Here is a 12,410-nt window from a genome sequence, read left to right as displayed (position 1 = left end):
GGGCAGGAGCGGGGCGGTTACCCGGGCTTCAACTTAGGTAAGCCTAACCTAATTAACTTGGGTCGAAACCTGCCCCACCCGTGACCGGCGTCACGTCGGCGAGGGTTACCCGGCCGCCCGCAGCTGTTCCTCGGTCAGCCCCTGCCGCCAGTACCCGACGAAGGTGACGCGGCGCCGGTCGATCCCGCGCTCGCGCACGAAGTGCCGCCGCAGCTCCTTCACGCACCCGGACTCGCCCGCGATCCAGACGTACGGCCGCTCGGCGGACGGGAGTCGGGCATCGCGAAGGGTGCCGAGGGCCAGGGGGGAGCACGGGGCGCCGGTCTCTTCGCGGACGAGCCAGATGATCTCCGCGTCGGCCTCGGTCACGAGGTCCTGGATGTCCCCGGCGTCGCGCACCTCCAGCCAGACGCGGGCGCGCTGTCCGGCGGGCAGGGCTTCGAGGATCGCGGAGACCGCGGGCAGCGCGGTCTCGTCCCCCCACAGCACCACCAGATCGGTGTCCTCGGGCGGACGGAACCGGATGGCCCGGTTGTCGGCCAGGGCGGGCCCGAGCAGCTGGACCCGGTCGCCGGCGCGGGCGCGCGCGGCCCAGGCGGAGGCGGGGCCGGCCGGCTCGTGCAGCACGAAGTCGATGTCGATCTCGTCCGGGTCACGCCGCAGACCGCGCAGGGTGTACGACCGCATCACGGCCCGCACCTCGTCCGGCTGCTCCCGCCAGGCATGCCACCACCCGTCCCCGAGTTCGACGGGGACGCCGGGCTCGGTCCGCCCGGTGGCGGGGATGAAGAGGGACAACGACTGGTCGTGTCCGTCGGAGAAGAAGTGCTTCAGGTCCTCCCCGGTGAAGGTGACCCGGACGAGAGACGGCCCGAGCCGCCTCGTCCGCGCGACCTGGAGGGAGAAGAAACGGAACGGGGCGGCTACGGCCGTGGTCATACAGGGCTCCTGAGGCTCAGGAAGACGTAAGGGGCTAGCTGACCTTCTTCGCGGTCTCGATCGCCTTCGCGAGGTTCTCCACCATCGCCACGCACTTGTCGTACGACAGGATCGGCTCCGGAGAACGGGCGATGACCTGACCCGCCTTCACCGCGGGCAGCTTCTTCCAGGTCGCCTCGGTGATGTCGGCCGGCTGGATGGTCGCCGTACGGTCGTCCATCATGATGATGTCGGCCTGGTACTTGTCGACGTTCTCCCAGCTCAGCGACTCGTACCAGCCGCCGGACGCCTTGAGTACGGACGCCGGGGGCTCCACGAAGTTCACACCGAGGGCCTTGAAGTACTCGAGGTCGATGGAGAGGTTGGTGCCGGAGACGTAGAAGACGTCCTGGGCCGCGGACCCGGCGAGCACCTTGATGTCGGGGTGGGCCTTGGCCGCGGCGCGCAGCCGCTCCGACGCCGACTCGAACCGCTTCTTCGCGTCGGTGACCTTCGCCGCCGTCATGTCGGCGCCGAGGGACTCGGCCAGCTCCCACATCTTCTGCAGCGGCGTGGTGATCTGACGGTCGTACACGGAGACCGCGACGCTCGGGGCCAGCTTGGCGATCTTGGAGGCGGAGGCCGCGGGGACGTACCAGAGGGTGCCGGCGCTGTCGAAGGTCGTGGAGATGAGGACCTCGGGCGCGAAGGCCGCGTACTGCTCGACGTTGAACTGGTCCCAGACGTTGCCGAAGACGGTCAGCTTGCTGACGTCCATGTCGCCGGCCTGGACGTCGGCCTTGCCGTCCTTGGTCTTGGTGGGGCCGAAGACGCCCTTGACCTCGATGCCGTAGTCGTGGAGCGCGGCGGCCACGCCGACGAAGGCGACGATCTTCGTGGGGACCTTGCCGAGCTTCACGGTCGTGCCGCGGTCGTCCTTGAAGGTCCACGCGCCGGACTTGGCGGCCGTGGTCCCCTTGCCAGAGCCCTCGCTGCCGGCGTCGTCGTCACCGCAGGCCGCGAGCACGGCACCGAGGCCGAGTGCGCCGCCCGCGGCGAGGATGCCACGGCGGGTGAGATGGACGGCTCGTGCGTTGGACATGTGTGGCTGCTTTCGAACGGGGCGAAGCGCCCGCCGGACAAGTTCGAACGTAGGTTAGCCTAACCTCATCAAATGTCCAGAGGGCGGGGCGCCGCCCCGTCCGAGCTGTGCGCGTGCGCTGCGGGTCAGCCCGCCAGCCCCAACTCCCGTGCGATCAGCATCCGCTGGACCTCGCTCGTGCCCTCGCCGATCTCCAGGATCTTGGAGTCGCGCCACATCCGGGCCACCGGGTACTCGTTCATGAAGCCGTAGCCGCCGTGGATCTGGGTGGCGTCGCGGGCGTTGTCCACGGCGATCGTGGAGGAGTACAGCTTGGCGAGGGCCGCCTCCTTCTTGAAGGGCTCGCCGGAGACCAGACGTGAGGCCGCGTCCCGCCAGGCGAGGCGGGCCGTGTGGGCCTTCATCTCCATGTCGGCGATCTTGAACTGGATGGCCTGGTTGGCGCCGATCGGCCGCCCGAAGGCCTCCCGCTCCTTGGCGTACTTCACCGACTCGTCCACACAGCCCTGCGCGAGCCCGGTCGCGAGGGCCGCGATGGCGATCCGGCCCTCGTCGAGGATCCGCAGGAACTGCGCGTAACCGCGGCCCTGTTCGCCCAACAGGTTCGCCGCCGGGACCCGGACGTCGGAGAAGGACAGCTCACGGGTGTCGGAGGCGTTCCAGCCGACCTTGGAGTACGGCGGCGCGACCGTGAAGCCCGGCGTGCCGGAGGGGACGATGATCGAGGAGATCAGCGGCCTGCCGTCCGGCTTGCGGCCCGTGACCGCGGTGACGGTCACCAGCCCGGTGACGTCGGTGCCGGAGTTGGTGATGAAGCACTTGGTGCCGTTGATGACCCATTCGTCGGTCTCGGGGTCCAGGCGGGCTGTCGTACGGGTCGCCCCGGCGTCGCTGCCGCCGTCCGGTTCGGTGAGGCCGAAGGCGCCCAGGATCTCGCCCGAGCACAGCCTCGGCAGCCACTCGCGCTTCTGCTCCTCGGTGCCGAACAGGTGCAGCGGCATGGCGCCCAGCGAGACGCCGGCCTCCAGGGTGATCGCCACCGAGGAGTCCACGCGCGCGAGTTCCTCAAGGACGAGGCCGAGCGCCAGGTAGTCGCCGCCCATGCCGCCGTACTCCTCGGGGAACGGCAGTCCGAACAGGCCCATGCGGCCCATCTCGCGGACGATCTCGTAGGGGAACTCGTGGTGTTCGTAGTACTCGCCGATCTTCGGCGCGACTACGTCGTGGGCGAACTCCTCGACGGTACGGCGGAGTTCTTCCAGCTCGGGGGAGAGGCGGTGGTCCATCGGGGGTTCACTCCTGGTGGGAGAGGGCACGGACGGTGCGGGACGGGCTGGGTCGGCCCAGGTGTCCGGCCATCCAGGCGCTGGTGGCGACGAGACGGCCGAGGTCGACACCGGTGTCGATGCCGAGGCCCTGAAGCATCCACACGAGGTCCTCGGTGGCGAGGTTGCCGGTGGCGGACTTGGCATACGGGCAGCCGCCGAGGCCGCCCGCGGAGGCGTCCACGGTGGTGACGCCGTGCTGGAGGGCGGCGTAGGTGTTGGCGAGGGCCTGGCCGTAGGTGTCGTGGAAGTGCACGCCCACCTTCTCGACGGGGACGTCGAGTTCGGTCAGCAGGGCCCGCACGTGGCCCGGGGTCGCCACGCCGATGGTGTCGCCGAGGCTCAGCTCGTCGCAGCCCATGTCGAGCAGGGCCCGGCAGACCCGGGTGACCTGGGGGACGGGGACCGCGCCCTCCCACGGGTCGCCGAAGCACATGGACAGATAGCCGCGCACGTGCACGCCCTCTGCCTTGGCCCGCGCGACGACCGGCTCGAACATCGCCAGGGCCTCGTCGACCGTGCGGTTGAGGTTGGCCTTGGCGAAGGACTCGGTGGCGCTGGCGAACACGGCGACGCGGGTCGCGCCCAGGGCGAGGGCGCGGTCCAGGCCGCGTTCGTTCGGGACGAGCACCGGCAGGTCCACCGGCAGGTCGCTGATCTGCGGGAACAACTGCTCGGCGTCGGCGAGTTGGGGCACCCACTTCGGGTGGACGAAGCTCGTCGCCTCGATCGTCGTCAGCCCGGCCCCGGCGAGGCGGCGCACGAACTCCGCCTTCACCTCGGTCGGCACGGTCGCCTTCTCGTTCTGCAGGCCGTCGCGGGCGCCTACCTCGTGGATACGGACCCGGGCGGGCAGTCCCGCCTCGGGCACGACCATGGGGAGCGTCATTTCTCCTCCTCCGCCGGGGTGATGACCGCGAGCACCTGGTCCATGGCGACCGTCGTGCCCGGCGTGACGTCCAGTTCGGCGACGGTGCCGGCGTGCGGGGCGGAGATGACGTGCTCCATCTTCATCGCCTCGACGACGAGCAGGCTCTGCCCGGCCGCCACCTCGTCCCCGACCGCCACCTTCACGACGGTCACGGTGCCGGGCATGGGGGCGGTGAGGGAGTCGGCGCCCGCGTGCCCGCTCCGGCTCAGGGACGCGGCCACCGGGTCGTGATCGCGGACCTGCCAGGCGTCGCCGTCCCGCCCGACCCAGTCGCCGGCCCGGTGGAAGGTGTGGCGGACGCCGTCCAGGGTGACGGTGACCTGGTGGTCGTTGACGGTGTGGGCGCCGCGGGGGACGTACTCGACCGGGTCCTGCACGCGCAGGGGGAAGCCGACCGATTTCGTGAACCCGGCGCCGCCCAGCCGCCAGCCGCTCGGCACCGAGAACGGGTCGGTCCAGCCGTCCCCCCGTGGCCGCAGCCCGTCGAGCCGTACGGCCGCCGCCGCCTCGTAGACCTCCTCCGGTACGTCCGTGCGGACCAGGTCGTCCACCGCCCGCTCCACGAGCCCGGTGTCCAGCTCGCCCTTCACCACGTCCGGATGGGCGAGGAGCCGGCGCAGGAACCCCGCGTTGGTCTGCACGCCGAGCGTGACCGTCTCCGCGAGGGCCGCCCGGAGCCTGCGCAGCGCGGTCTCCCGGTCCGGGCCGTACGCGATGACCTTGGACAGCATCGGGTCGTACAGGCTGCCGACCTCGGTGCCCTCGCTGAGCCCGGAGTCCGTGCGGACGCCGTCGCCCTGGGGTTCGACCAGCCGCAGCACCGTGCCGCCGGAGGGCAGGAACCCGCGCGCGGGGTCCTCGGCGCAGACGCGGGCCTCGATCGCGTGGCCCCTGAGGGAGACGCCCTCCTGCCCGTACGGCAGCCGCTCACCGGCCGCCACCCGCAGCTGCCACTCCACCAGGTCCAGGCCGGTGATCAGCTCGGTGACCGGGTGCTCCACCTGGAGGCGGGTGTTCATCTCCATGAAGTAGTACGAGGACGGATCGTCGCCCGGCACGATGAACTCCACGGTGCCCGCGCCCCGGTAGCCGCAGGAGCGGGCCGCCTCGACCGCCGCCTCGCCCATCGACGCGCGCGTGGCCTCGTCGAGGAGGACGCTGGGCGCCTCCTCGATGATCTTCTGGTGCCGGCGCTGGAGGGAGCACTCGCGCTCGCCGAGGTGGATCACGTTGCCGTGGCCGTCGGCCAGCACCTGGATCTCGATGTGCCGGGGCCGGTCCACCCACCGCTCCACGAGCAGGGTGTCGTCGCCGAAGGAGGCGCGGGCCTCGCGGCGGGCGGCGGCGATCTCCTCCTCCAGGACGGTGAGGTCCCGGACCAGCCGCATGCCCTTGCCGCCGCCGCCCGCGCTGGGCTTCAGGAGGACCGGGGCACCCAACGCGCGCGCCGCCTCGGCGAGTTCGGGGTCCCGGCCGCCGGGCACCACGGGCACGCCGGCCGCCTGGACGGTTTCCTTGGCGCGGATCTTGTCGCCCATCAGCGCGATGGCGTCCGCGGGCGGGCCGATGAAGACCAGCCCGGCGTCGGCGCACGCGCGCGCGAAGCCGGCGTTCTCCGCGAGGAAGCCGTAGCCGGGGTGGACGGCCTGGGCGCCGGTGCGGGCGGCCGCCTCCAGGAGTCGCTCGACGGACAGATAGCTCTCCGAGGCGGGCGCCGGTCCGAGGCGTACGGCGGTGTCCGCCTCGCGGACGTGCCGGGCGTCGGCGTCGGCGTCGGAGAAGACGGCGACCGAGCGCACGCCGAGGGCCCTGAGCGTGCGGATGACGCGGACCGCGATCTCGCCCCGGTTGGCGACAAGCACTGTGTCAAACATGGGTCCTCACATCCGGAAGACGCCGAACTGGGGGTCGCCCAGCGGCGCGTTGGCGCATGCGGTCAGGGCCAGGCCGAGTGTCTGGCGGGTGTCGAGCGGGTCGATGACCCCGTCGTCCCAGAGCCGGGCGGTGGCGTAGTAGGCGTTGCCCTGGCGCTCGTACTGGGCGCGGATCGGGTCCTTGAAGGTCTCCTCGTCCGCCGGGGACCAGGACTCCCCGCGGGACTCGAGCTGGTCGCGCTTGACGGTCGCGAGGACGGACGCGGCCTGTTCGCCGCCCATAACGGAGATCTTGGCGTTGGGCCACATCCACAGGAATCGGGGGGAGTAGGCCCGGCCGCACATGGAGTAGTTGCCGGCGCCGTAGGAACCGCCGACGACCACCGTCAGCTTGGGCACGCGCGTGCAGGCGACCGCGGTCACCATCTTGGCGCCGTGCTTGGCGATGCCTCCGGCCTCGTAGTCCTTGCCGACCATGAAGCCGGAGATGTTCTGCAGGAACAGCAGCGGGATGCCGCGCTGGTCGCACAGCTCGATGAAGTGGGCGCCCTTCTGGGCCGACTCGGAGAACAGGATGCCGTTGTTGGCGACGACCCCGACCGGGTGGCCGTGGATCCGGGCGAAGCCGGTGACCAGGGTCTGCCCGAACTCGGCCTTGAACTCGGCGAAACGCGAGCCGTCGGTGACGCGCGCGATGATCTCGCGGACGTCGTAGGGGGTGCGGGAGTCCACCGGCACCGCGCCGTACAGGCCGTGGGGGTCCACCTTGGGCTCCACCGCGGGCTCGACGGACCAGGGCAGCGGCCCGCGCGCGGGCAGGGTCGCGGCGATGTTCCGCACGATCCGCAGCGCGTGGGCGTCGTCCTCGGCGAGGTGGTCGGTGACACCGGAGACCCGGGAGTGCACCTCGCCGCCGCCGAGTTCCTCCGCGGTGACGACCTCGCCGGTGGCGGCCTTCACCAGCGGGGGGCCGCCGAGGAAGATCGTGCCCTGGTTGCGGACGATCACGGCCTCGTCGCTCATGGCGGGGACGTAGGCGCCGCCGGCCGTGCAGGACCCGAGGACCGCCGCGATCTGCGGGATGCCCGCGCCGGACATCCGGGCCTGGTTGTAGAAGATCCGCCCGAAGTGCTCGCGGTCCGGGAAGACCTCGTCCTGCATCGGCAGGAAGGCGCCGCCGGAGTCCACGAGGTAGATGCACGGCAGACGGTTGTCGAGGGCGACCTCCTGCGCCCGCAGGTGCTTCTTCACCGTCATCGGGTAGTACGTGCCGCCCTTGACGGTGGCGTCGTTGGCGACGACCACGCACTCGCGCCCGCTCACCCGCCCGATCCCGGCGATGACCCCGGCGGCCGGGGCCTGGCCGTCGTACAGCCCGTCGGCGGCGAGCGGGGCCAGCTCCAGGAACGGCGAGCCGGGGTCGAGCAGGGTGTCGACCCGGTCCCGGGGCAGCAGCTTGCCGCGCGCGGTGTGCCGCTCGCGCGCCTTCTCCCCGCCGCCCAGCCTGGCAGCGGCGAGCTTGTCCCGCAGTTCGTCCACGAGGGCCCGGTGGGCCTCCTCGTTGGCCTTCCAGGCCGCCGACGCGGGGTCCGCCGCGCTCGTCAGCTCGGGTGCCTGATCCATGTCCCGCGGTCCCCTCACCCAGTGATCGCCTGTTAATGAGCGTTAACCATTTCCTTCAGGTTAACGACCGCTAACCTCCCTGTCTAGAATTGCTTCCATGGCCACCAGAACCGACGCCCCCACCCGCCGCGAGCAGATCCTCAAGGAGGCCGCGCGGCTGTTCGCCGAGCGTGGGTTCCACGGCGTGGGCGTGGACGAGATAGGCGCGGCCGTCGGCATCAGCGGCCCCGGCCTCTACCGCCACTTCGCGGGCAAGGACGCGATGCTGGCGGAGCTGTTGGTCGGCATCAGCGGGCAGCTCCTGACGGGGGGCAAGCGGCGGGTCGCCGAGTCGGACGGCGGGGACGCCGAGGCGCTGCTGGACTCGCTGATCGAGGGCCACATCGACTTCGCGCTCGACGACCGCCCCCTGATCACCCTGCACGACCGCGAGCTGGACCGCCTCCGGGACAGCGACCGCAAGCTGGTGCGGCAGCTCCAGCGGCAGTACGTCGAGCTGTGGGTGGAGATCCTGCGCGAGGTCTACCCCGGCCTCGCCGAACCCGCCGCCCGCTCGGCCGTGCACTCCGTCTTCGGCCTCCTGAACTCCACCCCGCACCTCGGCCGCCCCGGCTCCCTCCCGGGCCGCGGGGCCACGGCGGAGCTGCTGCACCGCATGGCGAGAGGGGCGTTCGCCGCCGCGGCGGCGTGACGAGCGTTACGGGATCGCCTCTGGACTCCTCTTCGTACTCGCCGGTACGGTTGATCTGAGCAAGCGCTTAGACATGGACCCTTGAGTCAGGTGGAGGTGGCGGCGGTGCGCCGTACGGTGTTCAACGAGGACCACGAGGCGTTCCGGGAGACCCTGCGCGCCTTCATCGAGGCCGAGGTCGTACCGGTCTACGACGAGTGGTTCCAGGCCGGCCAGGCGCCGCGCGACTTCTACTACAAGCTCGCCGAGCTCGGCATATTTGGCATCCGCGTGGACGAGGAGTACGGCGGCGCCGGCATCGACTCGTACAAGTTCGAGGCCGTCATGTACGAGGAGACCGCGCGCGCGGGCGTGCAGTTCGGCGGCTCCGGTGTGCACGTCCTGCTGGGCCTGCCGTACATCAAGATGCTCGCCACCGACGAGCAGAAGAAGCGCTTCCTGCCGAAGTTCGTCACCGGCGAGGAGATGTGGGCCCTCGCGATGACCGAGCCGGGCACCGGCTCCGACCTCGCGGGCATGAAGACCTCCGCCAAGCTCTCCGAGGACGGCACGCACTACGTCCTCAACGGCGCCAAGACCTTCATCACCGGCGGCGTCCACGCCGACCGCGTGATCGTGGCCGCCCGCACCTCCCCGTCCTCCGCCGAGGACCGCCGCTTCGGCATCTCCCTGTTCGCCGTGGACACCAAGTCCGAGGGCTACTCCATCGGCCGCAAGCTGGACAAGCTGGGCCTGAAGACCTCCGACACCGCCGAGCTCGCGTTCGTCGACGTCAAGGTGCCCGTCGAGGACCTCCTCGGCGAGGAGAACAAGGGCTTCTACTACCTCGGCCACAACCTCGCCTCCGAGCGCTGGGGCATCGCCTACGGCGCCTACGCGCAGGCCAAGGCCGCCGTCCGGTTCGCCAAGCAGTACGTCCAGGAGCGCACCGTCTTCGGCAAGCCGGTCGCCTCCTTCCAGAACACCAAGTTCGAGCTGGCCGCCTGCCAGGCCGAGGTCGACGCGGCCGAGGCCGTCGCCGACCGCACGCTCGAAGCCCTCGACGCCGGTGAGCTCACCCCCGCCGAGGCCGCCTCCGCCAAGCTGTTCTGCACCGAGGTCGCCCACCGCGTCATCGACCGCTGCCTCCAGCTGCACGGCGGCTACGGCTTCATGAACGAGTACCCGATCGCCCGCCTGTACGCGGACAACCGCGTCAACCGCATCTACGGCGGCACCAACGAGATCATGAAGTCGATCATCGCGAAGGACATGGGCCTGTAAGCCGCGCGATATCACCGGCCGGTACAACAGCTCTCATGAGCCAGGCACTTCAGTCCCTCCTCGATCTGCTCGACCTGGAGCAGATCGAGGAGAACATCTTCCGCGGCGCCTCCCGCCCCGCCGTCGTCCCGCGCGTCTTCGGCGGGCAGGTCGCGGCGCAGGCGCTGGTCGCCGCCGGGCGCACGGTCCCCGAGGACCGGCTCGCCCACTCCCTGCACGCGTACTTCCTGCGGCCGGGTGACCCGGGTGCGCCGATCGTCTACACGGTCGACCGCATGAACGACGGCCGTTCCTTCACCGCGCGCCGCGTGCTCGCGGTCCAGCACGGCCAGCCGATCTTCGCCCTCTCCGCCTCCTTCCAGCGGCACGAGGAGGGCTTCGACCACCAGGCCGCCATGCCGGCCGCCCCCGACCCGGCGACCCTGCCCACCTCCGCGGACCGGCTGCGCGGCTACGACCACCTCGATCCGACGGTCGTGGAGCGCTTCCTGGAGGCCCGCGAGGCGATCGACCTGCGGTACGTGGACGAGCCGCCGTTCGGGCAGTTCGGCGAGCCGCGCGAACCGCACTCGCAGGTCTGGTTCCGCACCAACGGCAAGCTCGCCGACGACCCGCTGCTGCACGTCGTCCTCGCCACGTACGTCTCCGACATGACGCTGCTCGACTCGATCCTCCTCGCGCACGGGCGCGGCGGCTGGGCGGTCGGTGACGTCGTCGGGGCGTCCCTGGACCACGCCATGTGGTTCCACCGCCCTTTCCGCGCCGACGAATGGCTCCTGTACGACCAGGAGTCCCCGTCGGCCTCGGGCGGCCGCGGACTGGGCCAGGCCCGCATCTACACACAGGACGGCCGACTGGCCATCTCGGTGATCCAGGAGGGCGTGGTCCGAGCACCTCGCCACCCCTGACGGCTCCCCGCCGGGCGGCGGCAGCCGACCATCACCGGGTTCGTGTCCGGAACGCGGCGGCCCGACGTGAGTGCACGGACCCGTCCCGCCGCGGAGTTCTACCGCAGGCCCGCCTCGTTCAGCAGGTACGCCGTCATCGGGTCGTAGTAGCGCGGGCTCACCACGTGGTCGTCGAGGGGGACCGTCACCTGGACCGTGCCCTCGGCCTCGCCGACGAAGAGGGCCGGGTCGTTGGAGTCGGCGTATCCGACCGAGTCCACGCCGTGCCGGCCCGCGTAGCCCGCCCAGCCGTGGTCGGCGACGACCAGGTCGGGCAGGGGGCGGCCCTCGCGCTCCAGGGCCGTGAGGATGGCCTTCATGGGGTCGCCGGAGTGCGTGTGCCAGAGGGTCGCGCCGTGCTCCAGGACCGCCACGTCCGCGAACTGCATGACGTACCCCTCGTCCGTCTGCAGCCCGTCCGGGATGACGACGATCTCGCAGCCCGCGGAGCGCAGCGCGGCGGCGGTGGCGTGGTGCACGTCGAGCAGGCCCCCGGGGTGGCCGGTGGCGAACAGCACCCGCTGCGAGCCGTCGGCCGCCTTGCGCAGCCGGGCCGCCATCCGCTCCAGCGCGCCCACGGTCAGTTCCGGGTCGATGGTGTCCTGGCCGTACCGGTACTCCGGATCGTCGTTGACCCCGACCCGCTCCGCCATCACCGCGAGCACGTCCTGCTCGTCGGTCCAGCGGTCACCGAGCTCCAGACCGAGCCAGTAGTGACGGTTGCCGTTCGCCAGCTGGCGGTAGTGGGAGAGGTTGTTCTCCCGCGGTGTGGCCACCTCGCCCGCGATACGGGTCTTCACAAGGTGGTCGACGAGCTCGGCGCGGCTGGGTGTCCCGGGTATCGGCATGTCTCCCATTCTTATGCACGTCTTCACGGGACTGCCGCGCATCCCGCACGCTGGGACGCGTCTCACCCGGTCACGCCCGGCGCAGCGCGAACCACAGCTCCATCCGTACGTCCGGGTCGTCCAGGTCCGCCCCCAGCAGGGCCGCGCACTTCGCGATCCGCTGCCGCACGGTGTTGCGGTGCACGTCCAGCGCGACCGCCGTACGGTCCCAACTTCCGTGCAGGGAAAGCCACGTGCGCAGGGTCTCGGCGAGGGCGGGGGACAGCGGAGCCAGCAGCGCCCGGGCGTGGGCCGCCGCGTCCTCCTCGGGCACCAGGTCGACGAGGGCGGGCCGGGACCCGTACCGGACCAGCCCGGCGCGGGTGGCACGGGCACGGGCCAGCGCACGGCCCGCCTGCGCGTCGGCCACCGCCCACTCCGCCGGTCCGGCGACCGCGCTGACCCCGAGCGTCCACCCGGACTGCGGGGCCGGTTCCCGCTCGGCCGGCAGCAGGACCCGTACGACGTCCCGCGCCACGTCGACCAGGGGCGACCCGAGGGCCGCGCCCAGCGCGGAGGCGGCGATGGGATCGGGGGCGGCCGGGGCGTCGGGCCGCGCGTGCACGACCAGCCACCGGTCCCCGCCGAGCAGCGGGGCCACGTCCTCGGCCGCCGCCCCGAGCAGCATCCGCACCAGGGCCGAGGACCGCGCCGCCCCCGACCCGCTCTGCTGCTCACCGGTGAGCAACGACAGCAGCACCGCGGCGACGGAGGCGATGGTGTGATCGCCGGGCTCGCGTCGCGGGGCGGCGACCCCGAGCACGAAGCCGCGCCAGGCGCCGAGGGAGTAGGCCGCGAGGTGGACGCCGGCGACGGTGTCGGTGGCTGAGGTGGGAGCGCCGGGGGAAG

11 protein-coding genes are annotated in these 12,410 nt (G+C 71.6%); 3 read left to right on the top strand and 8 right to left on the bottom strand.

Annotation, left to right across the window (positions count from 1 at the left end):
• Positions 1 to 105 precede the first annotated feature (105 nt).
• The 6 genes from EHS43_RS23775 to EHS43_RS23750 all read right to left on the bottom strand — a co-directional run bounded on the left by EHS43_RS23775 (position 106) and on the right by EHS43_RS23750 (position 7,773).
• Entirely contained in the window at positions 106 to 939 is an 834-nt protein-coding gene (locus tag EHS43_RS23775; protein ID WP_125192800.1) for a siderophore-interacting protein, read from the bottom strand.
• A 34-nt stretch (positions 940 to 973) separates the two neighbouring features.
• Entirely contained in the window at positions 974 to 2,020 is a 1,047-nt protein-coding gene (locus EHS43_RS23770; RefSeq protein ID WP_125192799.1) for an ABC transporter substrate-binding protein, read from the bottom strand.
• A gap of 125 nt (positions 2,021 to 2,145) precedes the next feature.
• Positions 2,146 to 3,306 (bottom strand): acyl-CoA dehydrogenase family protein, encoded by a 1,161-nt coding sequence (locus EHS43_RS23765; protein ID WP_125192798.1) that lies wholly within the window; start codon positions 3,304 to 3,306, stop codon positions 2,146 to 2,148.
• 7 nt (positions 3,307 to 3,313) lie between these two features.
• Positions 3,314 to 4,234, bottom strand: a complete 921-nt coding sequence (locus EHS43_RS23760; RefSeq protein WP_125192797.1) for a hydroxymethylglutaryl-CoA lyase — start codon at positions 4,232 to 4,234, stop codon at positions 3,314 to 3,316.
• The gene (locus EHS43_RS23755; RefSeq protein WP_125192796.1) at positions 4,231 to 6,150 is read right to left on the bottom strand and encodes a biotin carboxylase N-terminal domain-containing protein; all 1,920 of its coding nucleotides are present in this window, start codon (positions 6,148 to 6,150) and stop codon (positions 4,231 to 4,233) included. Before EHS43_RS23755 ends, EHS43_RS23760 begins: the two co-directional genes overlap by 4 nt.
• 6 nt (positions 6,151 to 6,156) lie before the next feature.
• The gene (locus EHS43_RS23750) at positions 6,157 to 7,773 is read right to left on the bottom strand and encodes a carboxyl transferase domain-containing protein (RefSeq protein WP_125192795.1); all 1,617 of its coding nucleotides are present in this window, start codon (positions 7,771 to 7,773) and stop codon (positions 6,157 to 6,159) included.
• A gap of 97 nt (positions 7,774 to 7,870) precedes the next feature.
• Here EHS43_RS23750 and EHS43_RS23745 point away from each other — a divergent pair, with 97 nt between their 5' ends.
• From EHS43_RS23745 to EHS43_RS23735, 3 genes are all read left to right on the top strand, one after another.
• Positions 7,871 to 8,464, top strand: a complete 594-nt coding sequence (locus tag EHS43_RS23745; RefSeq protein ID WP_125192794.1) for a TetR/AcrR family transcriptional regulator — start codon at positions 7,871 to 7,873, stop codon at positions 8,462 to 8,464.
• A gap of 105 nt (positions 8,465 to 8,569) precedes the next feature.
• Complete coding sequence (locus tag EHS43_RS23740; RefSeq protein WP_125192801.1) at positions 8,570 to 9,727, top strand: acyl-CoA dehydrogenase family protein; 1,158 nt, start codon at positions 8,570 to 8,572, stop codon at positions 9,725 to 9,727.
• A 35-nt stretch (positions 9,728 to 9,762) separates the two neighbouring features.
• Entirely contained in the window at positions 9,763 to 10,635 is an 873-nt protein-coding gene (locus tag EHS43_RS23735) for an acyl-CoA thioesterase II (protein WP_125192793.1), read from the top strand.
• Positions 10,636 to 10,733: 98 nt separating this feature from the next.
• Here EHS43_RS23735 and EHS43_RS23730 read toward each other — a convergent pair whose 3' ends face one another.
• Together EHS43_RS23730 and EHS43_RS23725 are read right to left on the bottom strand one after the other, a co-directional pair.
• On the bottom strand, positions 10,734 to 11,522 hold the full coding sequence (locus EHS43_RS23730; RefSeq protein ID WP_125192792.1) for a phosphatase: 789 nt from the start codon (positions 11,520 to 11,522) through the stop codon (positions 10,734 to 10,736).
• Between the two features lie 70 nt (positions 11,523 to 11,592).
• Positions 11,593 to 12,410: helix-turn-helix domain-containing protein (locus EHS43_RS23725; protein ID WP_148104083.1), on the bottom strand; the 818-nt coding region annotated here is incomplete at its 5' end.

This window comes from Streptomyces sp. RP5T (assembly GCF_003933965.1).
Classification (GTDB): Bacteria; Actinomycetota; Actinomycetes; order Streptomycetales; family Streptomycetaceae; genus Streptomyces.
Note: the sequence above shows the minus strand (reverse complement) of the source record. Positions and strands in the feature narration are given on the sequence as shown.

Coding starts and splice junctions, on each gene's coding strand:
- EHS43_RS23735 (WP_125192793.1), top strand. CDS start 9,763: ATGAGCCAGGCACTTCAGTCCCTCCTCGATCTGCTCGACCTGGAGCAG.
- EHS43_RS23745 (WP_125192794.1), top strand. CDS start 7,871: ATGGCCACCAGAACCGACGCCCCCACCCGCCGCGAGCAGATCCTCAAG.
- EHS43_RS23760 (WP_125192797.1), bottom strand. CDS start 4,234: ATGACGCTCCCCATGGTCGTGCCCGAGGCGGGACTGCCCGCCCGGGTC.
- EHS43_RS23765 (WP_125192798.1), bottom strand. CDS start 3,306: ATGGACCACCGCCTCTCCCCCGAGCTGGAAGAACTCCGCCGTACCGTC.
- EHS43_RS23730 (WP_125192792.1), bottom strand. CDS start 11,522: ATGCCGATACCCGGGACACCCAGCCGCGCCGAGCTCGTCGACCACCTT.
- EHS43_RS23775 (WP_125192800.1), bottom strand. CDS start 939: ATGACCACGGCCGTAGCCGCCCCGTTCCGTTTCTTCTCCCTCCAGGTC.
- EHS43_RS23755 (WP_125192796.1), bottom strand. CDS start 6,150: ATGTTTGACACAGTGCTTGTCGCCAACCGGGGCGAGATCGCGGTCCGC.
- EHS43_RS23770 (WP_125192799.1), bottom strand. CDS start 2,020: ATGTCCAACGCACGAGCCGTCCATCTCACCCGCCGTGGCATCCTCGCC.
- EHS43_RS23750 (WP_125192795.1), bottom strand. CDS start 7,773: ATGGATCAGGCACCCGAGCTGACGAGCGCGGCGGACCCCGCGTCGGCG.